Origin of the sequence: Rhodococcus sp. GXMU-t2271 (genome assembly GCF_041414735.1) — a bacterium.
GTDB classification, from domain to species: Bacteria; Actinomycetota; Actinomycetes; order Mycobacteriales; family Mycobacteriaceae; genus Rhodococcus; species Rhodococcus indonesiensis.
On record NZ_JAUIZP010000027.1, the window covers coordinates 26,147 to 47,379 of the forward strand.

General features: G+C 71.4%; 21 protein-coding genes. 9 read left to right on the forward strand and 12 right to left on the reverse strand.

Going from position 1 to position 21,233, the window contains the following annotated elements:
• Positions 1-52: 52 nt before the first annotated feature.
• From QYS60_RS10150 to QYS60_RS10160, 3 genes are all read right to left on the reverse strand, one after another.
• Entirely contained in the window at positions 53-1,129 is a 1,077-nt protein-coding gene (locus QYS60_RS10150; RefSeq protein ID WP_003935637.1) for an alkene reductase, read from the reverse strand.
• Positions 1,130-1,210: 81 nt separating this feature from the next.
• Entirely contained in the window at positions 1,211-2,758 is a 1,548-nt protein-coding gene (locus QYS60_RS10155) for a glycerol-3-phosphate dehydrogenase/oxidase (RefSeq protein ID WP_371383050.1), read from the reverse strand.
• Positions 2,755-3,372 carry a TetR/AcrR family transcriptional regulator gene (locus tag QYS60_RS10160; RefSeq protein WP_371383051.1) on the reverse strand — a complete coding sequence of 206 codons (618 nt, stop codon included), beginning with the start codon at positions 3,370-3,372 and terminating at the stop codon, positions 2,755-2,757. Before QYS60_RS10160 ends, QYS60_RS10155 begins: the two co-directional genes overlap by 4 nt.
• Before the next feature lie 20 nt (positions 3,373-3,392).
• Here QYS60_RS10160 and QYS60_RS10165 point away from each other — a divergent pair, with 20 nt between their 5' ends.
• Positions 3,393-5,015, forward strand: a complete 1,623-nt coding sequence (locus tag QYS60_RS10165) for an FAD-binding oxidoreductase (RefSeq protein ID WP_371383052.1) — start codon at positions 3,393-3,395, stop codon at positions 5,013-5,015.
• Positions 5,012-5,917: a diacylglycerol kinase gene (locus QYS60_RS10170; RefSeq protein ID WP_371383053.1), complete on the forward strand. Its 906-nt coding sequence runs from the start codon at positions 5,012-5,014 to the stop codon at positions 5,915-5,917. Before QYS60_RS10165 ends, QYS60_RS10170 begins: the two co-directional genes overlap by 4 nt.
• Here the strand turns inward: QYS60_RS10170 and QYS60_RS10175 are convergent.
• Positions 5,899-6,612, reverse strand: coding sequence for a PIG-L deacetylase family protein (locus QYS60_RS10175; protein ID WP_003935642.1), 714 nt, complete (start codon positions 6,610-6,612; stop codon positions 5,899-5,901). The two genes, QYS60_RS10170 and QYS60_RS10175, sit on opposite strands and share 19 nt — an antisense overlap.
• 57 nt (positions 6,613-6,669) lie before the next feature.
• Between QYS60_RS10175 and QYS60_RS10180 the strand changes: the two genes are divergently transcribed.
• Both QYS60_RS10180 and QYS60_RS10185 read left to right on the forward strand, forming a co-directional pair.
• On the forward strand, positions 6,670-8,001 hold the full coding sequence (locus QYS60_RS10180; protein WP_371383054.1) for an alpha/beta hydrolase: 1,332 nt from the start codon (positions 6,670-6,672) through the stop codon (positions 7,999-8,001).
• The gene (locus QYS60_RS10185) at positions 7,998-10,484 is read left to right on the forward strand and encodes a phosphatidylglycerol lysyltransferase domain-containing protein (protein WP_371383055.1); all 2,487 of its coding nucleotides are present in this window, start codon (positions 7,998-8,000) and stop codon (positions 10,482-10,484) included. The genes QYS60_RS10180 and QYS60_RS10185 overlap by 4 nt, the downstream gene beginning before the upstream one ends.
• A 12-nt stretch (positions 10,485-10,496) precedes the next feature.
• On the opposite strand, the gene QYS60_RS10190 is transcribed toward QYS60_RS10185, so the two are convergent.
• On the reverse strand, positions 10,497-10,670 hold the full coding sequence (locus QYS60_RS10190) for a hypothetical protein (protein ID WP_003935645.1): 174 nt from the start codon (positions 10,668-10,670) through the stop codon (positions 10,497-10,499).
• 217 nt (positions 10,671-10,887) lie between these two features.
• On the opposite strand from QYS60_RS10190, the gene QYS60_RS10195 reads away from it, so the two are divergent.
• Genes QYS60_RS10195 through QYS60_RS10205 form a run of 3 tightly spaced genes read left to right on the forward strand, consistent with a single transcriptional unit; the run spans position 10,888 to position 12,789 of the window.
• Complete coding sequence (locus QYS60_RS10195; protein WP_371383056.1) at positions 10,888-11,484, forward strand: biotin transporter BioY; 597 nt, start codon at positions 10,888-10,890, stop codon at positions 11,482-11,484.
• A gap of 22 nt (positions 11,485-11,506) precedes the next feature.
• Positions 11,507-12,187: an energy-coupling factor ABC transporter ATP-binding protein gene (locus tag QYS60_RS10200; RefSeq protein WP_289377910.1), complete on the forward strand. Its 681-nt coding sequence runs from the start codon at positions 11,507-11,509 to the stop codon at positions 12,185-12,187.
• Positions 12,184-12,789, forward strand: coding sequence for an energy-coupling factor transporter transmembrane protein EcfT (locus QYS60_RS10205; RefSeq protein ID WP_371383057.1), 606 nt, complete (start codon positions 12,184-12,186; stop codon positions 12,787-12,789). Before QYS60_RS10200 ends, QYS60_RS10205 begins: the two co-directional genes overlap by 4 nt.
• Positions 12,790-12,804: 15 nt before the next feature.
• Here QYS60_RS10205 and QYS60_RS10210 read toward each other — a convergent pair whose 3' ends face one another.
• From QYS60_RS10210 to pgsA, 5 genes are all read right to left on the reverse strand, one after another.
• On the reverse strand, positions 12,805-13,614 hold the full coding sequence (locus tag QYS60_RS10210; RefSeq protein ID WP_371383058.1) for a hypothetical protein: 810 nt from the start codon (positions 13,612-13,614) through the stop codon (positions 12,805-12,807).
• Between the two features lie 40 nt (positions 13,615-13,654).
• On the reverse strand, positions 13,655-14,470 hold the full coding sequence (locus tag QYS60_RS10215; protein ID WP_003935651.1) for a PspA/IM30 family protein: 816 nt from the start codon (positions 14,468-14,470) through the stop codon (positions 13,655-13,657).
• 194 nt (positions 14,471-14,664) lie between these two features.
• Positions 14,665-15,060, reverse strand: a complete 396-nt coding sequence (locus QYS60_RS10220; protein WP_003935652.1) for a helix-turn-helix domain-containing protein — start codon at positions 15,058-15,060, stop codon at positions 14,665-14,667.
• Positions 15,061-15,206: 146 nt separating this feature from the next.
• Positions 15,207-15,707, reverse strand: a complete 501-nt coding sequence (locus tag QYS60_RS10225; protein WP_371383059.1) for a CinA family protein — start codon at positions 15,705-15,707, stop codon at positions 15,207-15,209.
• Between the two features lie 4 nt (positions 15,708-15,711).
• Positions 15,712-16,368, reverse strand: coding sequence for a CDP-diacylglycerol--glycerol-3-phosphate 3-phosphatidyltransferase (gene pgsA, locus QYS60_RS10230; protein WP_371383060.1), 657 nt, complete (start codon positions 16,366-16,368; stop codon positions 15,712-15,714).
• 132 nt (positions 16,369-16,500) lie between these two features.
• Between pgsA and QYS60_RS10235 the strand changes: the two genes are divergently transcribed.
• Positions 16,501-17,028: an amino-acid N-acetyltransferase gene (locus tag QYS60_RS10235; RefSeq protein WP_003935655.1), complete on the forward strand. Its 528-nt coding sequence runs from the start codon at positions 16,501-16,503 to the stop codon at positions 17,026-17,028.
• A gap of 36 nt (positions 17,029-17,064) precedes the next feature.
• Positions 17,065-17,349, forward strand: a complete 285-nt coding sequence (locus tag QYS60_RS10240; RefSeq protein ID WP_003935656.1) for a YciI family protein — start codon at positions 17,065-17,067, stop codon at positions 17,347-17,349.
• Between the two features lie 21 nt (positions 17,350-17,370).
• Here QYS60_RS10240 and QYS60_RS10245 read toward each other — a convergent pair whose 3' ends face one another.
• The gene (locus QYS60_RS10245) at positions 17,371-18,357 is read right to left on the reverse strand and encodes a TerC family protein (protein WP_003935657.1); all 987 of its coding nucleotides are present in this window, start codon (positions 18,355-18,357) and stop codon (positions 17,371-17,373) included.
• Positions 18,358-18,564: 207 nt separating this feature from the next.
• Complete coding sequence (locus tag QYS60_RS10250) at positions 18,565-21,231, reverse strand: DNA translocase FtsK (protein WP_371383061.1); 2,667 nt, start codon at positions 21,229-21,231, stop codon at positions 18,565-18,567.
• Positions 21,232-21,233: the final 2 nt, after the last annotated feature.

Below are 21,233 nucleotides of genomic sequence, written 5' to 3' on the forward strand. Positions count from 1 at the left end.
GGCCACCCGGCCGGCTCTGCCCGGCTGCCGGAGCCGGGCAGAGCCGCGGTGTTCAGCCCGCGTGCAGGAAGGGGTAGTCGGTGTAGCCCTCGGCGCCTGACGAGTAGAACAGCGACGGCTGCGGCTGGTTCTCCGGGTGCTCCCCCGCCCAGCGCTCGACCAGGTCCGGGTTGGCGAGGACCGCCCGGCCCACGGCCACGGCGTCGGCATGGGCGGCCTCGATCAGCTCCACCGCTTCGTCCCGGGTGGTCGGCGAGCCGAAGCCGCTGTTGCCGATCAGCTTGCCGCCGAACCGCCGGCGCAGCTCCTGCACCAGCTCGCCGGCCGGATCCTTGTGCAGCACGGAGAGGTATGCCAGGCCCAGTGGACGCAGCCGGTCGAGGAGGGCGCCGTAGGTGGCGAGGACGTCGTCGCGATCGGTCTCGTAGGCATCCTGGATGTTGTGCTCGGGCGAGATCCGCAGTCCGACCCGGCCGGGTCCGATGGCCGACGCCACCGCCGTGACCACCTCGACGACGAAGCGAGCCCGGTTCTCCGGAGAGCCGCCGTACTCGTCCGTGCGCTGATTGGCGGCGGGCGATAGGAATTCGTGCAGCAGGTAGCCGTTGGCGCTGTGGATCTCCACGCCGTCCAGCCCGGCCTCGATCGCCCGGCGCGCCGCGGCGACGAACTCCTCGACGATCCCCCGCGCTTCGTCGGCGCTCAGCGCGTGCGGTACCGGATACGGCTGCTTGCCCTTCTCGGTGTGCCCCACGCCGTCGATCGCGATCGCGCTCGGAGCGACGACCCGCCGGCCGCCGTTCACGTCGGGGTGGGTCACACGTCCGCCGTGCATCACCTGCATCACGATGCGGCCGCCGCGGGCGTGCACCGCCTCGGCCACCCGTCGCCACCCGGCCACCTGCGCATCGGTGACGATTCCCGGCTGGCCGACGAAGGCCTGCGACTCGTGGTTCAGGTAGGTGCCTTCGGTGATGATCAGCCCGACGCTCGCCCGCTGCCGGTAGTGCTCGACCACCAGGTCGCCGGGAACACCGGACGGTCCGGACCGCAGCCGGGTCAGCGGGGCCATGACGACCCGGTTGGCGAGCTCGAGATCTCCGAGAGTGACGGGTGTGAACAAGTCCATGGCAGGGGCAACGGGCGCGGGCACACCTACGATTCCCGATCGGCGGGAGTGCGGCGGGCGTCACACCGGTCGCCGCCGGGGTCAGTCCGGTACGTCGCTCAGCACGTCACCGGCGGCGGGGAGCGCTCGGGCCCGGTCACCGGGTACGAGTCCGATCCGGGTGCGGCGGTCGAGGAGGTCGTCGACATCGAGGGCGCCCTCGTGGGTGACCGCGAACTCGAGTTCCGCACGGCTGACGTCGAGTCCGGGGGCGATCGGTTCGAGTGCGTGCGGGCCCACGGCGAGCAGCGCAGCTTCGGTGCCGTAGCGCCGCACCAGGTTCGGCGGGGCCGCGACGGTGCGCAGCACGCCGGGCGGGGCCGCGCCGACGAGGGCGAGCCGGGTGGTGCGGCACGGCCCGGCACGCAGCCCGGCCGTCTCGACGGCCGCGTCGACGGCGTCCTGCGCCATCCGCCGGTAGGTGGTGAGCTTGCCCCCGACGATGCCGATCGGACCGGATTCGGACCGCACGACTGCGTGCCGGCGTGACAGGTCCGCGGTGGCATCCCCGGTCTCGGTGCCCGGTGCAGACGAGTCGAGCAGCGGCCGCAGTCCCGCGAAGGTCCCGAGGACGTCGTTGCGGGTCAGGGGCGTGGCGAGGGCCGTATTGGCGGTGTCGAGGAGGAAATCGATCTCGCTGTCGGTGGCCTGCGGGACGTCCGGCAGCGGGCCGGGCGCCGCCTCGTCTGTCAGACCCAGGTAGATCCGGCCCGACTGCGCGGGCAGCGCGAAGACGAATCGGTTGGTGGCGCCGGGTATCGGCACGGTGAGCGCGGCGGTCGGGTTGCCGAGGACGGCGGCGTCGAGGACGAGGTGCGTGCCGCGGCTGGGTCGCAGCCGGATCGAAGGATCCACCTGTCCGGCCCACACGCCGGCCGCATTGATCACGGCAGCGGCCGTCACCCGCATCTCGGTGCCGGTGAGCGTGTCACGCAGGACGGCACCGCCGGCGGTGACCGAATGCGCGTCGACGCGGGTGAGGATGCGGGCACCGTGCGAGGCGGCGGTGCGGGCGAGAGCGACGACGAGCCGGGCGTCGTCGACGAGCTGGCCGTCGTAGGCGAGCAGTCCCCCGCGCAACCCGTCGCGCCGGACGGCGGGCACCAGGTCGGCGACGCGTCCCGCGCCGATGCGACGCGAGCGCGGCAGCACCGCGGACGACGTGTGCGCGGAGACGCGCAGGGCGTCGCCGGCGAGGAACCCGGTGCGCACGAGTGCGGCCTCGCCGCGGCCCACCGACGGCAGCAGCGGTACCAGCTGCGGCATCGCCCGCACCAGGTGCGGCGCCGTGTGGGTCATCAGGATGCCCCGCTCGACGGCGCTCTCGCGGGCGATGCCGATGTTCCCGGTGGCGAGGTAGCGCAGTCCGCCGTGGACGAGCTTCGAGCTCCACCGGCTCGTGCCGAAGGCGAGATCGTGCCGTTCGACGAGGACGACGCTCAGGCCGCGTGCCGCCGCGTCGAGGGCGGCGCCCGTGCCGGTGACCCCACCGCCGACGACGAGCACGTCGACGGAGGGGTGGGCGGCGAGGTCGTCGAGTTCCCGCCGTCTGCGGGCGGCGTCGAGGGCGCTGGAGGCAGGTCCGGTCACGGTCGATCCTCTCCGGCAGGGGCCAGGTAGGTGTCCACGGCGTGCGCCAGCTCGGTCAGCAGCGCCTCCCGGTCGACCACCTCGGCGATCATTCCGGCGGACTGTACGACCGACTGGGCGGTGAGCAGTACGAACGCGGCGAGCGTACGGGCGTCCCCGGCGCGGACGGTGCCGTCACGCTGACCGCGGGTGAGCGCACCGGTCAGCACCTCGAGCACCGCGTGCTGGCTGGTGCCGAGCCGGTCCACGATGTACGTCATGAGCAGGTCCGGATCCGACCGCAGGATCTTCTCGAACAGCGGGTGCGTGCCGATCTCGTCGACGGCCGTCACGACGGCTCGCACGATCCGCGGGCGGACGGGTTCCTCGCCGCCGAGATCCGGCAGGACAGCGCGGATTTCCCGGGTGAGCAGGTCCGCGACCAGGGTACGGGTGTCGGGCCAGCGGCGATAGACCGTGGGGCGGCTGACACCGGCGCGGCGCGCCACCTCGGCGAGGGTGGTGCGCCGCAGCCCGAAGTCGAGCAGGCAGGAGCGGGTGGCGTCGAGGATCTGATTCTCGACGGTCGTCGCCGGCGCGCCCGACGACCGGAATTCTTCGTTACGGATAGACATTGTGTGTAACACTGTAACGCATGACTGCGAGCTTCACACCCCGACATCCGTCCGCTGCCACCGAGATGGAGTGGGACGCGTGGGGTACGGCGGATCGCCGGAAGGAACTCGGCGAAGGCGTCCGCGCCCTGCTGCAACAGGCCCTCGGCGTGGACACCCGCCGGGCCCCGTCCCTGCCCGAAACCGCGGTGCGGCTCCTCCCCTCCCGGCTGGACACCCGGCACCGCCACAGCCTCGAACGCATCGTCGGTCCCGGGCACGTCGCCGACGACGACGCGGCCCGGCTCCGCCACGCCGGCGGCAAGAGCACCCTCGACCTGCTGCGACGACAGGACCCCGGTCCGCAGGAGGCCCCCGACGCGGTGGTGCGCCCCGGCAGCCACGACGAGGTACTCGCCGTACTCGACTACTGCGCCGTCGAGGCGATCGCCGTCGTTCCGTTCGGCGGCGGCACCAGCGTCGTCGGCGGACTGGACCCGGTGCGCGGCGGATTCGACACCGTCGTCGCAGTGGACCTGCAACGAATGAACGCGCTCACCGATCTCGATCCGGTCTCCGGTCTGGCGACGCTGCAGGCCGGCGCGACCGGACCACAGGCCGAGGAACTGCTCGGCGCCCACGGCTTCTCGCTCGGGCACTTCCCGCAGAGTTTCCGCCACGCGACCGTCGGCGGATTCGCCGTGACCCGGTCCTCCGGCCAGGCGTCTGCGGGCTACGGCCGATTCGACGACATGGTCGAGCATCTCGTCGTCGCCACGCCGAGCGGTACCGTGCGGGCAGGCCGCGCCCCGGCCTCGGCCGCCGGGCCGGACCTGCGGCAGTTGTTCCTCGGCTCCGAGGGACTGTTCGGCATCGTCACCGAGGTCGGCGTGCGCATCCACCCGATCCCCGCCGCGGTCGCCCGTCGCGCCTGGTCGTTCCCGGACTTCGCCACGGGTGCAGACGCGTTGCGCACCCTGGTGCAGACCGGCGCCGTCCCCACCGTGCTGCGTCTGTCGGACGAGTCCGAGACCGCGGTCAACCTCGCGATGCACGAACACATCGGTTCGACCGCCCCTACCGGCTGCCTGGCCGTGACCACCGTCGAGGGCACCGCCGACCATGTGCGGGCCCGCGCCGCCGAGATCGATGCGCTGCTCGCGGCCACCGGCGGCACCGACCTCGGTGAAGAACCGGCCCGGACCTGGGAGCAGGGCAGATTCGACGCACCGCACCTGCGCGACGCGCTGCTGCGGGCCGGGGCACTCGCCGAGACCCTCGAAACCGCCACCACCTGGAGCAATCTGGCGCGGCTGCGGACCGCGGTGACCGACGCGCTCACCGCTTCACTGCAGGACCAGGGCACCCCGCCGCTGGTGCTGTGTCACATCTCGCACACCTACCCCACCGGAGCATCCCTGTACTTCACCGTCGTGTGCGCACAGGCGGACGATCCCCTCACGCAGTGGTCGGCAGCCAAACGTGCCGCGACGAACGCGATCGTGACGGCCGGCGGCACGGTCACCCACCATCACGCCGTGGGCCGGGACCACCGGCCCTGGATGGCCGAGGAGATCGGCACACTCGGCACCGGCCTGCTGCGTGCGGTCAAGGACGCAATCGACCCCCGCGGCATCCTCAACCCTGGAAAGCTGCTGCCGTGATCGAATCCGTCACCGTCCTGACGAATCCGGCCGCGGGTCCGCGTACCGCGCGCGCGACGAGGGCTGCCACGGCCCGGTTGCGCGAACGGGGCCTGCACGTCACCGAGATCGCCGGCGACACCCCGGATCACTCGCTCGAACTGGTACGGCACACCGTGGCCGCCGGTACCGGGGCACTCGTCGCGGTCGGCGGGGACGGGCTCGTCTGGCTCGCTTGGCAGGCACTCGCGCAGACCGGCATACCGCTCGGCATCGTCCCGGCCGGAACCGGCAACGATCTGGCCCGCGTCCTGCAACTGCCGTCGGATCCGGTGGCCGCGGCCGACGTGGTCGCCGACGGGTCCACGCGGACGATCGATCTCGGCCGGGTCCGGGCCGCCGGCCGGCCGGACCACTGGTTCGGCACCGTGCTCGCCAGCGGCTTCGACTCACTGGTCACCGACCGCGCCAACCGGATGCGGCGGCCGCGCGGCCGGCTGCGCTACAACGTCGCGATGGTTGCGGAACTGGCACATCTGCGCTTGCTCCCGTACCGCATCACGCTGGACGACGACGACCTCGAGGTGGCGGCGACGATGGTGGCTGTGGGCAACACCTCGACCTACGGGGGCGGCATGCGCATCGCCCCGGACGCACGTCTCGACGACGGCCTCCTCGACATCGTGATCGTGACCTCGGCCAACCGGACCCGCCTGCTGCGCCTGTTCCCGACCGTCTATCGCGGCACCCATGTCGAGCTGGACGAGGTGACCGTACGCCGCACCCGGCGAGTCCGGCTCGAATGTCCCGGCATCTCCGCCTACGCGGACGGCGAGCCGCTCGGCCCGCTGCCCGTCGACGTGGAGGCCGTACCCGGCGCCGGAGTCGTCCTCGTGCCCGCTGCTCAGCCCCCGAACGTGTAGAGCTCGAAGCCGGCGGCCCGGTCGAAGCCGGGCAGCGCCGCGGTGGCCGACTCCACCTGCGCCCGGGCCTGGTCGATCACGGGGTCGGGCGCGAGTGCTTCGAGGTAGCGGCGATGCTCGGCCAGGGACGCGACACCGGCCTCGACCGTGTCGGTGACGTCCACCGCGTGAGTAGGTGACGTCGTGCTCACCGCGACCCACCGCACTCCCGGCCACGGCGGCAGTCCCTGCTCGGTCAGCTCCGGGAAGATCCACTCGTTCGCCGCGTCGGCGACCGCGTCGAGCACGCTCAGTCCCAGGGCCCGGTGATCGGCACTGTTGAGGACACCGGGAAACCACGTGAGCCCGAAATGGCCGGTCACCACCATCTCCGGACGGTGACGCCGGATCGCCGCCGCAAGATCGCGACGCAGTTCCGGTCCGGCCACCAGGCGGCCGTCGGGGTGCCCGAGAAACTCCACCACCTCGACTCCGACGACGCGAGCCGAAGCCCGCTCCTCCTGCTCACGCAGCGGCCCGCACTCGGCCGGTGGCAGACCTGCGATGCCGGCCTCACCGCTGGTCGCCAGCACGTACCGCACGTCCTTGCCCTGGCGGGTCCACCGCGCCACCGCCGACGCCGCACCGTACTCGATGTCGTCCGGGTGCGCGGCGATCACGAGCGCACGCTGCCAGTCCTCGGGTACCGGTTCCATTGCTCCACTATCGCCGATCCCGGTGCGCCGGTGGGAGCCTCGCGCATACTGGAGGTCGTGTCGTGGTCCGGACTCGTCGAGGCAGCGCTCGACGTGCGATTGACCACGACGGCCGCCGCCGTGGTGTTCGTCGTCCTCACCCTCGGCGGTTTCACCGCGCTCCTCGCACGCCGGAGCCGCCGATGGCTCGTCGTGTGGGTTCCCGTGGCCGTCGCGTCCGCGGTCGTGCTCGTGCTCGCGGCGGCCGTGCTCGTCGAGCAGGTGTGGCGACCGTTTCCGGACCGACTGCCACGCTCGGTGTACGTGTGGTCCGGCCTGGCGGTCCTCGCGATCGCGCTCGGCGCCGGCCGGTGGGTCGTCCGGCACCGGGACCGGCGACCGCTGGCCGCAGCCGGTCTCGTCGTGGCCGTCGTGGCGGTGGTGGTGGCCGCCGCGGGTCAGGTCAACGCGGTGTACGACGCCTATCCGACGGTGCGTGCGGCCCTCGGTCTGAGCAACTACCGCACGGTGCCGCTCGCCGAGGCCCTGGGCCCAGCGACGGCGACGATCGACCGGCGACCGCTGTCGGAGAACTGGACACCGCCCGGCGACCTGCCGAAAACCGGGGCCGTGACGACCGCACGGATACCGGGGGCTGTCTCCGGATTCCGTGCGCGGGACGCGCGAATCTACCTCCCCCCGGCATACTTCGCCGACCCGCGACCCGAGCTGCCCGTACTGGTGCTGCTGGCCGGCCAGCCCGGTGGCACCGAGGACTGGCTCGTCGGCGGACGGTTGACACAGATCATGGACGCCTACGCGGCGGAGCACGACGGCCTCGCACCCGTCGTCGTGCTGGCCGACGGAACCGGCGGGCAGTTCGACAACCCGCTGTGCGTCGACTCGCATCTCGGCAACGTCGCGACGTACCTGACCGTCGACGTGCCGGCCTGGGTGCGCGGGCAGCTGCAGGTCGACCCCGATCCGTCCGGATGGGCGATCGGCGGCTTCTCCTACGGCGGGACGTGCGCCCTGCAGCTGGCGACCACCCGGCCCGACGTCTACCCGACCTTCCTCGACCTGTCGGGACAGGCGGAACCCACCATCGGAGACCGGGACCGCACCGTCCGGGAGGTGTTCGGCGGCGACGCGGCCGCCTTCGCACGCAACAACCCGGCCGAGTTGCTGACCCGCAACCGGTACCCCGGATCGGCGGGTGCCTTCGTCGTCGGTCTCGACGACCGCGAATATCGTTCCGGACTGGAGCAACTGACGACAGCGGCCGCGGCCGCCGGAATGGACGTCCACCTGACGGAGCTGCCCGGCGCACACAGCTTCGCGGTGTGGTCGGCCGGACTGGAGAAGGAGTTGCCGTGGCTCAGCCGACGACTCGGCCTCGTCGCTCGATGACGGCGCGTGCCGGCCGGGTGCTGCGCCGGGCTCCGGTGTCCCTGACCCTGCTCGCGGTGATCTGGGTGGCCGGACTCGTCACCGGTTCGGTGCTGCACGGCCCGTCGCGCGAGCTGGCCCTCCAGATTTCGCTGGGCACCGGCAGCATCGGCGAGGGCCGCGTGTGGGTGCTGTGGACCTCCGGGCTGTTCGCCTCCGGTCTCGGCGAGTACATTCTCGCGACTGCGGCGATCCTCGCGGTGGCCGTGCCCGTCGAGAACCGGATCGGTGCCCGCAGGTTCGCGGTGGCCGCCGTCGTCTCGCAGGGCACAGGGGCCGCGCTCGCGCTCGTCGTGGCGCTGCTCGCGTCCTCCGTGCCGAACTCGTGGGGCTTCGCACTGCACGGTCACCTGATCGAGGACCCGCTGCCGTGGATCCTGGGCACCCTGCTCGCGGCCACCGCGGCCATGGGCACACTGTGGCGTCGCCGTATTCGCACCCTGCTGCTGGCGTTCCTCGTCACAACCGCGCTGTTCGCCGGCCACCTGCAGGACGTCACCCGCCTCTGTGCGGCGCTGACGGGGCTGTTCCTCGGTCCGGTGCTGTTCGGGCGGGCCGCCCGCGGTCCGGCACTCGGCGGCACGGTGCGGGAGCGCCGCACCCTGGTGGCGCTCGTCGTGGCGGCGAGCGTCCTCGGGCCCGTCCTCGCGGCGTTCTCCCCCCACGCCATCGGCCCGCTGTCCGCGCTGCGCGAGCTGTTCGACCAGGTCCCCTACACCGCACGGGAGCTGGTCGACGTCTGCGCGGACCCGGCGCTGCGCGACGAGTGCCGCAAGGGGCAGCAGGCGCTGCGCCTGTCGGGCATCGGGCCCCTGGTGATGAACCTCATGCCGTCGGCGGTGCTGCTGGTCGGAGCGGAGGGTCTGCGCCGCGGGCGCCGCGCGGCCTGGCTGCTGTCGGTGTGGGGACATGCCGCACTGATCGCCGTGGCCGCAGTGAGCGTGATCGTGCAGATCACCGAGCAGGACGAGACCCGTTCGCTGCTGTACGGCGCGCGCCGCAGCAGCTCGGTCTCCATGGAACTCGCCCCGCTGCTCGCCCTCGTCGCGGTGCTCGTGCTGCTGCTGGCGACCCGGCGGTTGTTCGGCGTGCGGGCACCGCGCGGCACCTATCCCCGCGTGTGGCTGGGCACCGGGGCCGCCGCAGGCGTCGCCCTCGTGGCCTACGTGGCGCTGGGAACTCTGCTCTCCGACGACTTCGACCGCGATCCGGGCATGGGCACGCTGCTGCGCGACGCGCCGCGGCGGCTCGTCCCGCCGGTGTACCTGCAGTTGTTCGAACCGCCCGTGCTGCCGCTGACGTCGCCCGCCACGCTGCTGTTCGAGTGGGTCGGAGTCCTCGTGTGGGTCACGTTCTGCCTGCTGATGCTGCGCAGCTTCGTGGTCCCGGCCGTCGGGCACGATCCCCGCGACGAGCTTCGCGTCCGCGCGCTGCTGCACCACCCGGGGGGAGGGTCCCTGTCGTGGATGACCACGTGGAGCGGCAACCGGTACTGGTTCACCGACGACGGCCGGCACGCCGTCGCCTACCGGGTGCACTCGGGTGTCGCGCTGACCACCGGTGACCCCGTGGGCGATCCGGCCGACCTCGAGCGGGCGGTCGACGAGTTCGCCACGTACTGTCTCGGCAACGGCTGGACCCCGTGCTTCTACTCCGTCGGGGAGGGCACCGCCGCGATCGCCCGGGACCACGGCTGGAGCTGCCTGCGGGTAGCCGAGGAGACGGTCGTGGCGCTGCCCGACCTCGCCTTCAAGGGCAAGAAGTTCCAGGACGTGCGCACCGCGCTCAACCGCGCCGTCAAGGACGGAGTGCAGGCACGGTGGACGACGTTCACGGAAGCTCCGCTGGCGGTGACGGAACAGATCGTGGAGATCTCCGAGGAGTGGGTCGCCGACAAGGGCCTCCCCGAGATGGGCTTCACCCTCGGTGGGCTCGAAGAACTGCGCGACCCCGAGGTGCGGCTGCTCCTGGCGATCGACGCGGACGACCGCGTGCACGCGGTGACCTCGTGGCTGCCGGTCTACCGGGACGGCGCCCTGGTCGGTCTGACGCTGGACTTCATGCGCCGCCGCTCGGACGGATTCCGTCCCGCAATGGAATTCCTCATCGCCTCCGCCGCGATGTCCGCGCAGGAGGAGGGTCTCGAGTTCCTCAGCTTGTCCGGCGCGCCACTCGCCGGAACCGACCCGGCCGCCGACGCATTCGACCGCGGCGCACTCGACGCGCTGCTCGATCTGCTGGGCCGCACCCTCGAGCCGGTCTACGGATTCCGGTCCCTGCTCGCCTTCAAGGCGAAGTTCCAGCCGCAGCACCGGCCCATGTACATGGTCTTCCCCGACGCTGCAGCACTGCCCACCATCGGACTCGCCGTCGGGCATGCATATCTGCCCGACGTGTCGCTCGGGCAGGGACGCCGGCTGGTCGCACAGTTGCTGCGCAGATGAGCCGGCGTCACCTCACACGCGGGTGATGTGATCGTCCTTGCTGCCGCTCACGGCCTTGTACACCATGTAGCCGCCGAAGATCAGCGCGCTCACCACGAGAATTCCGAACAGGTGCTCCGCAAGCGCCCCGATCACCACGAGAGCGATCCACACCAGCGCCACCACACCCACGATCTTCCAGAACATCGCCTACTCCTTGCCTCGTTGCCGTTCGAGGTCGATCCTGACACTCCCCGCGTCGAAAAACACCAGGTCAACGCAGAGATCAGGGAAAGATGGGTGGTTACCCCGAGGCCGGGGCGGCACCGTTGGGGGCCCGGCCCGGAGCGGGGTGGTGACAAGGAGCACGCCGCGGCGGCATACCCTCGACAGGTTCGGTCCCCTCGTCAGAAGGCTGAGAATCGTGTCCTCGACCCGCAGCACGCCCGCCCGCGACCTGGCGCAGATCGCCGTGTTCGCCGCCCTGATCATCGCCCTGGGTCTGCCCGGACAGATCACCGTGGGCTCGTCGGGCGTGCCGATCACGCTGCAGACGCTGGGCGTCATGCTTGCCGGCGCTCTGCTCGGCGTCCGCAAGGGCGTGCTGTCGGTGGCCACGGTGATCGTGCTGGGCCTGGCGCTGCCGGTGCTCGCGGGGGGACGCACCACCCTCACCGCGCTGGCCGGGCCCACGGTCGGCTTCCTGCTCGGCTGGCTGCCCGCCGTCGCGGTGATCGGCTGGCTCTCGGCGCGCATGCTGCCCCGCTACCGGGTGCTGCCGGGCATCGCCGTCAACGTGCTCGGCGGCATCGTCGTGCTCTACGTGTTCGGGATCGCCGGCATGCTCGCGCGCACCGATCTCACGCTGTGGGCGGCCCTGAGCGCGAACGCCACCTTCCTGCCCGGTGACCTGCTCAAGGCCGTCGTGGCGGCGGTCGTCGCCGCGCAGGTGCACCGCGCCTACCCCGCCCTGTCGAGCCCGAGCGCACCGGCGCGCCCGGCCGTCGATCCCGCGCAGTAGACGTCGCGCCGGGCACGACCGCATGAGCGAGATCCGCTTCCGGCAGGTGGGGCACGCCTACGGGGAGCGCACCGTCCTCGACGGCATCGACGTGACCCTCACCGAGCGCCGCGTCGGGATCGTCGGTGCCAACGGCAGCGGCAAGTCCACTCTGGCCCGGATGATCAACGGACTGGTGGTCCCGACCTCCGGCACGGTGACGGTGGACGGCCTCGACACCGCCCGCAAGGCCCGCGAGGTGCGCCGGCGCGTGGGATTCGTCTTCACCGATCCCGATCATCAGATCGTGATGCCCACCGTCGCGGAGGACGTCGCGTTCTCCCTGCGCCGCAGCGGACTCGGCAAGGACGAGCGCGCGGAACGGGTACGGCGGGTGCTCGCCGACTTCGGGCTGGCCGGGCACCACGACCACCCGAGTCACCTGCTCTCCGGGGGGCAGAAGCAGCTCCTCGCCCTCGCGGCGATCATGGTCACCGAGCCGCGCGTACTGGTGGCGGACGAGCCGACGACACTGCTGGACCTGCGCAACGCCCGGCTGATCGCCCGGACCTTCGCCGCCCTCGAGCAGCAACTGGTCGTGGTCACCCACCATCTGGACCTGCTGGCGGGCTTCGATCGGGTGCTCGTCGTCGACGGCGGCCGCGTCGTCGCCGACGATGCGCCGGGCCCGGCGATCGACTTCTACCGCAGGCTGGTCTCGTGAGCACCCTGGGGCTGTACCACCGTGCGTCGTCACCGATGCACCGGGCACCGGCGGGGCCGAAGCTGCTCGTCACCGCCGCACTCATCGTGGCGCTCACGGTATGGATGCGGCAGCCGTGGCAGGTGCCGGTTGCCGCGGCGCTCGTGCTCGGGCTCTACCTGACGGCACGGATCCCGCCCCGTCCCGCACTGCGCCAGCTCCGGCCGCTGCTGTGGATGCTCGTTGTAATCGCGGCGTTCCAGGTGCTGCTCGCCGGCTGGGAGCGGGCGGTGGTGGTGTGCGGCCAGCTGCTGGTCGCGGTGGCCCTGGCCGCGCTCGTCACGCTGACGACCCGGGTGAGCGACATGCTCGACGCGATCGTGACGGGACTTCGTCCGCTCCGCCGGGTCGGCGTCGACGCGGAACGGGTGGGCCTGGTACTGGTGATGACCGTCCGGGCCGTCCCGATGCTCGGCGCGATCGTCGCGCAGGTCACCGAGGCCCGCAAGGCCCGCGGCCTCGGCTTCTCGCTGCGGGCCCTGGCGGTGCCCGTCGTGGTGGGGGCGTTGCTGACTGCCGAGGCGATGGGCGAGGCCCTCGTCGCCCGCGGGCTGGACGACTGAGTCGCCGATGCGGCGTCAGTACCGGTAGCGGCCCTCGATCTGCTGGATCTCCCGCCACGACTGGGCCCAGCCCTCGAGTCGATCCGAGGCCGAGATCAGCTCCGCGCGTTGACGGTCGAGCAGTTCCATCGAGCGGGTTCCGTCCGGGGCCGCCGCGAGCCGCGCGGCGGCGGCGACGAGTTCCTCGAACTGGTCGACACCCGTGTCGAGCCGCTTCCCGGCGGCCGCGACGGCCGGTCCGAGGTGGGCTTGCGCGGCGGCGCTGTCACGGGCCGCGGCTTCGAGCGCGACCACGTCGACCGCGACCGCTTCGAGGGCGGCGGAGGCATCCCGAGCGGCCGACGCGATCTCCTCGAGGTCGTCGGCGGCGACGGTGCGGGAGCGGGCCAGCACCGACAGCAGCTGGGCAAGACTCTGTTCGTCGCTGGCGAGCCGGGCCATCGGGGCCCGCGCCACGGAACCCGACGGCGGCAGCGCCCGGCGGGCGGGCGCCGGCGGCGGCAGCGCCACGGCGTCGAGACGCCGGAAGGTACGGAATGCGAGTGCGGCGGGCACGACGAGCGCGGCGGTCGTGCCGCCGGTGGCGACGATGGTCCAGTCGGGAGCCGACGCGGCCACCAGGGTCGCCGTGCCGACGCCACCCATTCCGGAGGCGGTGCCGAACGTGCGGGCCCGGCGGCGGGCGCGACGCTTCTTGCGGCGCAACCGGGCTGCGGGGTCGTTCCAGCGGCGTGCCGCCTCGACCACGTTGCCGGTCATGTCCCGGAGCGCGGCCGCGGCCGGACCGGGGAACTGGCCGGTCCGGCCGCGTGCGGGAATGTTCATGACGATGTCGCGTTTCTGCCGTCGGTCCTCGTCGCCGGAGCTACTGAGAGCCGGCGCTGCCCGCCGCCGAGGGCGGTTCCTTGGTCGGGTTGACCGCAGGGGTCGCGGGCGCCGCGGCACCGGGCAGCGCCTCGCCCTTCATGGAGGCCCGGATCTGCTCGAGACGGCTGTGGCCGGCCATCTGGACGGTGGCCTGCTGGACCTCGAGCATCCGGCCGTGCACCGAGTTCTGGGCGAGTTCGGCCGACCCGAGCGCGGTGGCGTAGCGGCGCTCGATCTTCTCGCGGACCGCGTCGAGGCTCGGTGTGGTGCCCGGCGCGGCGAGCGTCGAGTCCATCGAGCGCAGGGACTCGCTCACGCGCTCCTGCATCTTGGCCTGCTCGAGCTGGCTGAGCAGCTTGGTGCGCTCGGCCACTTTCTGCTGCAGCGCCATCGCGTTCTGCTCGACGGCCTTCTTCGCCTGGGCCGCGGCCTGCAGAGACTGGTCGTGCAGGACCTTCAGGTCTTCGACGGACTGCTCGGCGGTGACGAGCTGGGCCGCGAAGGCCTCCGCGGCGTTCGTGTACTGGATGGCCTTCTCGGTGTCTCCGGCGGCGTTGGCCTGGTCGGCCATGAGCACGGCCTGTCGCGCGCTTGCGTTCAGCTTCTCGACCTCGTCCAGCTGACGGTTGAGCTTCATCTCCAGCTGACGCTGGTTGCCGATGACGGACGCGGCCTGCTGGGACAGCGCCTGGTGCTGACGCTGCGCATCCTCGATCGCCTGCTGAATCTGGACCTTCGGATCGGCCTTCTCATCGATCTTGGAGTTGAACAGTGCCATCAGGTACTTCCAACCCTTGACGAACGGATTAGCCATGGGTGTGATCCTGCCTCCATCTGGTACGCCGCGGCGAACGCGACCCGATGCACGGCCCTCGCGCACCGTTTCCGGACGGCCCTGGGATCCCCGCAGACCCGGCCGTCGTGTGTCCCGAGCCACCCCCCGGTGGTGACCCGGAGTGTGTCGCTTTCGGCCGCGTCCGGCCAGGCCGGCGCGGTCCGACCTCCATGTTATGCGGCAGCCAGCGCACGTGCTGCCGGCGGCGGGATCACCACCCGCGTGTCCTGCGCGACGAGTGCCGCGTGCTCGGCGGCGAGGGCCTCCGCGTCGCGGGGCGCCGGCTCGGCCCCGAGACCCGCCGCACCCACCGGGGTCCGGCCGCGGGCCGGAACCGCATCGGCGAGCGACTCGCTGACGTCGAAGAGCACGTCGGACAAGGGCACGTCGAGGGCGTCGCAGATCGCGGCGAGCAGTTCGCTCGACGCCTCCTTGCGTCCGCGTTCGATTTCGGAGAGGTAGCCGAGGCTGACCCGGGCGCTGCTGGAGACCTCACGCAGGGTGCGGCTCTGCGAAACGCGGGTGCGCCGAAGGCTGTCACCGATTGCCTCACGCAACAACAGCGCCATCCCATCCTCCTTCGTCCGTCGTCGCTCATCCCGTCAACGCACGACGCACGTCGCCGGGTTCCCGGCTCCCCGCCCGGGCACGAAAACCCCTGCCGGGCGCGGCTCCGCACGGGTCCGGTTACCACCGGTACCGCGGTGTCAAGACACTACATCCCCGCGGCAGCGTGCACGCGGGTGAGTAGGCCCGACACGGCGGCGCGGGTGGCACCGGTCCGGATGTCCCACCGGTCACCGGACACCGACGGCCGGGTGACCACCGTGCCTCCCGGTCCGGCGATCCCGATGTACAGCGTGCCCGGCGGATGCCCGTCCTGCGGGTCCGGCCCGGCCACGCCGGTGACGCCCACGCCCCACGTCGCTGCGCAGCGCTCCGCGGCGCCCTCGGCCAACGCCGCGGCCGTGGACTCGGAGACCGGCCCGTCCACCGCGAGCCGGCCCGCGTCCACCCCGGCCAGGGTGGACTTGAGGTCGGTGGCGTAGACGATCAGTCCGCCGCGCAGCACCACGCTCGCACCGGGTACCCCGGCGATCGTCGCGGCAATCAGCCCGGCCGTGAGGGATTCCGCCGTGGCCACCGTCTGCCGCTGTGCGGCCAGGGCCGCGACCAGTTCCGCGGCCGCGGTGCCGGGAACGAGGGGGTCGGGCACCGCCTCACTCCTCGTGCTGGTGCTCGACGCGGTGCACTCCGGCGCGCAGCCGCACCGCCTGGACCACGTAGTCGATGCCGGTACCCACCGTGAGGATCACCGCCAGCCCCATCAGCGCGACAGCGAACGGCGCGGCCGCCGCCGGCAGCGGCAGCAGGTACAGCACGATCGCGAGGGACTGGAACAGGGTCTTGGCCTTGCCGCCGCGGCTCGCGGGGATCACCGCATGCCGCAACACGAAGAAGCGCAGTGCGGTGACGCCGAGTTCGCGGGCCGCGATGATGCCGGTCACCCACCACGACAGGTCACCGAGCAGCGACAGGCCCACGAGGGCGGCGCCGATGAGCGCCTTGTCGGCGATCGGATCGGCGAGCTTGCCGAAATCGGTCACGAGCCCGTGCTTGCGCGCGAGCTGACCGTCGATCCGGTCCGTGATCGCCGCGACGGCGAACACAGCCGTGGCGGTGAGGCGCCACGCGGCATCGTGGCCGTCGCCGGCGAACAACGCCAGCAGGAACACCGGCACCAGAGCGATCCGCAGCATGGTGAGGATGTTGGCGATGTTCCACAGCGGCACCGGCTCCGCGGCCGCGGGCGCGTGGGGCCCGGGGGCCGCCGCGGCCCCGCCGGTCCCGGCCACCTCGGGATGCGGCGCGCTCACGCCGGCCTCCCCGCCGCGGACGGCGCCGCGGGACGACGCGGACCCGGGTCCGCCGGGGCGACACGTGAGCATGGGGATCCGACCGGCACACGGACACAATATCGGTAGAGCGACCGGCTACTGTTCACCACTATGAATTCGCGGACGACGGACCCGGAGACCCACGACCGCATTGTCGTGCGACGTGCGCGAACCGGTGACATTCCGGAGATCAAGCGACTGGTCGACATCTATGCGGGCAAGATCCTCCTGGAGAAGAATCTCGTCACCCTGTACGAGTCCGTGCAGGAGTTCTGGGTGGCCGAGACAGCGGGCACCGTCGTCGGCTGCGGGGCCTTGCACGTGCTGTGGTCCGACCTGGGTGAGATCCGCACCGTCGCGGTGGATCCGCGGGTCAAGGGCCGTGGAGTCGGCCACCTCGTCGTCGCCCACCTGATCGAAGTCGCCCGCGAACTCGAGTTGGAGCGGCTGTTCGTGCTCACCTTCGAGGTCGAGTTCTTCGGCCGGCACGGATTCACGGAGATCGACGGCACTCCCGTCACCGCCGAGGTGTACGCGGAGATGTGCCGTTCCTACGACACCGGTGTGGCCGAGTTCCTGGACCTGAGCTACGTCAAACCGAACACCCTGGGAAACACCCGGATGCTGCTCTCGCTCTGAGCCGCGTCCGCCCCACCACCACGAATGCGAGGATCCATGCCGCTGTTCGCTGTCGAGTACACCTACTCCGAAGCCACCACCGACGGCCGCGACGAGCACCGGCCCGCCCACCGGGGCTGGCTCGGCGAACTCGTCGACGCCGGGACAGTGCGGGCGACCGGTCCGTGGGCCGACGGATCGGGCGCGCTGATCGTCGTCGAGGCTGCGGACGAGCCGGCGGTGCGCGAGGTCATGGCGCAGGATCCCTTCGCTCGTCACGGCCTGGTCGACGCGGTCCGGATCACGGAGTGGCTCCCGGTGATGGGCGTCTTCAACGACTGACGCCCATCACCGGCGGGGAGGTCAGGTGAGGTCGGCCTTCTCGCTGCGCGTCTTGAGCAGGCTGGCCACGGTCGTCACCACGAGCACACCGACGATCACGCCCAGCGACAACCACGTCGAGATCTCCGGCACCGCGACGTGTTCACCGCCGTTGACGAACGACAGCGTGTTCTCGTGCAGCGCGTGGAGCACCAGTTTGATACCGATGAACCCGAGGATCACGGACAGGCCGTAGGACAGGTAGACCAACCGTTCGAGCAGGCCGCCGATGAGGAAGAACAGCTGTCGCAGGCCCATCAGCGCGAATGCATTCGCGGTGAACACCAGGTACGGCTCGCTGGTGAGTCCGTAGATCGCGGGGATCGAGTCGAGCGCGAACAGGATGTCGGTGAAGCCGATGGCGGCCAGAGCGAGCAGCATCGGGGTGGCGAAGCGCTTGCCGTCGATCCGGGTGAACAGCTTGTCGCCGTGGTACTCGTCGGTGGTCGGGTACACCTTGCGGACCAGGGAGACGATCCGGTTCTCCCGCTCCTTCTCGTGCTCGACCTCCTCACCGTGCTCGCGGATCAGCTTGATCGCGGTGTAGATGAGGAATGCGCCGAAGAGGTAGAACACCCAGCTGTAGGCATTGATGGCAGCCGCCCCGACGGCGATGAACGCCCCGCGCATCACGAGTGCCAGGACGATGCCGATGGTGAGTACCTTCTGCTGGTACTCACGTGGCACCGCGAAGGTCGACATGATGATCACGAAGACGAACAGGTTGTCGACACTGAGAGCCTTCTCGGTGACGTACCCGGCGAAGTACTCGCCGCCGTACGTCGGTCCCCAGATCGCGAACACCACGACGCCGAACACCACGGCGAGGCCGATGAACACCGCCGACCAGAAGCCGGACTCGCGCAGCGTGGGCGCGTGCGGTTTGCGGACGTGAGCGTAGAAGTCGAAGACGAACAGTCCCAGGATCACCAGGATGGTGACGATCCAGACGAGCGGGGTGACATGCATCTGCAGGCATTCCTCCGGTAGGCACAGCGAACCACCGGAGGTCTCTCCCACCTCGATTCACGGCTCCGGGGAGCAGGTTCGAGGTCGACAGCCCCGGGACGACATCGGTGTCGCACGTGTTGACGGAACTGCCGCGAGTTAGGGGATACTCCCCTCCACTTCGTCCATTCAACCACACAGGGGAAGCGGCATCGAACCGTGCTGCTCCTACTCCGCCGGTGCCGGCGCGTCCGCGTCCCCGCCGCCCCGGATGGAGAGCAGCAGGCCGTCGAGTTCGTCCGGTTTGACCAGGACCTCCCGCGCCTTGGAGCCTTCGCTGGGGCCGACGACCCCGCGGGTCTCCATCAGATCCATCAGGCGCCCCGCCTTCGCGAACCCGACCCGCAGCTTGCGCTGCAGCATCGACGTCGACCCGAACTGGCTCGACACCACCAGCTCGACCGCCTGCAGGAACACGTCGAGGTCGTCACCGATGTCGGGGTCGACATCCTTCTTCTCGCCGGGCTTCGCCGTGGTGACACCCTCGGTGTACTCCGGTTCCTTCTGGTTCTTGGCGAAGTCGACGACGGCCGCGATCTCCTCGTCGGTGATGAACGCGCCCTGCATCCGGATCGGCTTGCCGGCCCCCATCGGCAGGAACAGGCCGTCGCCCATGCCGATGAGCTTCTCGGCACCGGGCTGGTCGAGGATGACGCGGGAGTCCGTCAGCGACGAGGTCGCGAACGCGAGCCGCGACGGCACGTTCGTCTTGATCAGGCCGGTCACCACGTCGACGGAGGGCCGCTGCGTGGCGAGCACCAGATGGATGCCGGCGGCGCGGGCCTTCTGCGTGATCCGCACGATGGCGTCCTCGACGTCGCGGGGGGCCGTCATCATCAGGTCGGCGAGCTCGTCGACGATCGCGAGGATGTACGGGTACGGCCGGTAGACCCGCTCGCTGCCGAGCGGGGCGGTGATCTCGCCGGACCGGACCTTGGTGTTGAAGTCGTCGATGTGCCGGACGCGGTTGGCCTGCATGTCCTGGTAGCGCTGCTCCATCTCCTCCACCAGCCACGCGAGGGCGGCGGCCGCCTTCTTCGGCTGGGTGATGATGGGCGTGATCAGGTGCGGGATGCCCTCGTACGGCGTGAGCTCGACCATCTTCGGGTCGATGAGGATCATCCGGACCTCGTCCGGGGTGGCACGCACGAGCAGCGACACCAGCATCGAGTTGACGAAACTCGACTTGCCGGAGCCGGTGGAGCCGGCGACGAGCAGATGCGGCATCTTGGCCAGGTTCGCACAGACGAAGTCGCCTTCGATGTCCTTGCCGAGCCCGATCACCAGCGGATGGTGATCCTTGCGCGTCGACGGAGCGGCGAGCACGTCGGCGAGACGCACCAGTTCGCGGTCCGAGTTCGGGACCTCGATGCCCACCGCGGACTTGCCGGGGATCGGCGCGAGCAGGCGCACGTTGTCGGTGGCCACGGCATAGGCGATGTTGCGGGCGAGCGCGGTGATCTTCTCGACCTTCACGCCCGGCCCGAGTTCCACCTCGTACCTGGTGACCGTGGGGCCGCGGGTGAAGCCCGTGACCGCGGCGTCGATCTTGAACTGTTCGAGCACCTCGGTGATGGCCTCGATCATCTGGTCGTTCGCCGAACTGTGCTTCTTGGGCGGATCGCCCTCGAGCAGCAGCCCGAGCGACGGCAGAGCGTAGTCGCCCTCCACCACCCGGTCGGGAACGAGCGGCTCGAGCTTGCCGTCGTCGGCGGACTCCTCGACCGGCGGGGCCGGCGCGGGGGCCGCTTTGGACCGGGCGCGGGCGCGGGGCGGCTCGGGTGCCGGTTCCGGTGCGGGTTCCGGCGCCGGGGGCGCGGCGGGCGCCGGCTCCGGATCCCACACCGGCAGCACCTCGGTGCGGGCGTCGCCGTCGAATTCGTCCGTGGGGTAGTTCTCGACGGGAGTACGCCGCCGGCCCCTGGTCCGCCGCTCGACCGGGTAGCCGTCGGCGTCGAACAGAGTCGGGTCCCGATCGGCGTCGTAGTCGTCGGCGTGGTCCGGGTCGTATGCGCCGTACTCGTCGTCGGCTCGGTAGTGCAGGCCGAAGTACTCGCGGAACATGCCGGGCAGTTCCCGGATCGTCGTGCCGGTGAGCAGCAGGATGCCGAACCCGGCTGCCATCAGCAGCAACGGAACCGACAACCACACCGTCAGGCCGTCGGTGAGGGGCCCGCCCACCAGGTATCCGAGGAAGCCGGCGCCACCCGCCCGGCCCGCACCGTCACTGGGCATGCCCGAGGCGATGTGCCACAGGCCGAGCGCAGGAAGGGCGACGAGCATCGACCCCAGGACGAGCCGGGGCCGGATCTCCGGCCGTGGCTCGGTGCGCATGAGGACGACCGCGATCACGAGACCGGTCAGCGGCAGCACCGCGCTCGCGCCGCCGACGACCGCACGGACCGCGGCCTCGATCCAGCCGCCGAGCGGGCCGCCGACGGCGAACCAGACGCTGCCGGCGACGACGATGCTCGCGGCGATGAGCCCGAGGGCGATGCCGTCGCGGCGGTGGCCGTGCTCGACCTCCGTCACCCTGCCCACCGTGCGGGTGGTGGCACCCACCCCGCGGGCGATCATCGTCCAGCCGGTGCCGATCCCGCGGCCGAGCGTGTGCAGGACGCCCGGTCGTGACGAACGGGCGGGCGCCTTGCGCCGAGGGGTGGCGGTGCTGCGGGCCGGGCGTCGTGCGGCGGGCTGCCGGCGGGTGGTCGTAGCGGGCTTGCGGGTGCTGCCCTTCGCGCGCGACGCACCCGTGGCCCCGGACGAGCCGCGCGCACCCGACCTCGACCGTGAGGTCGTCGACGACGATCCGCGGGCACCCGACTTTCCTGCCATAC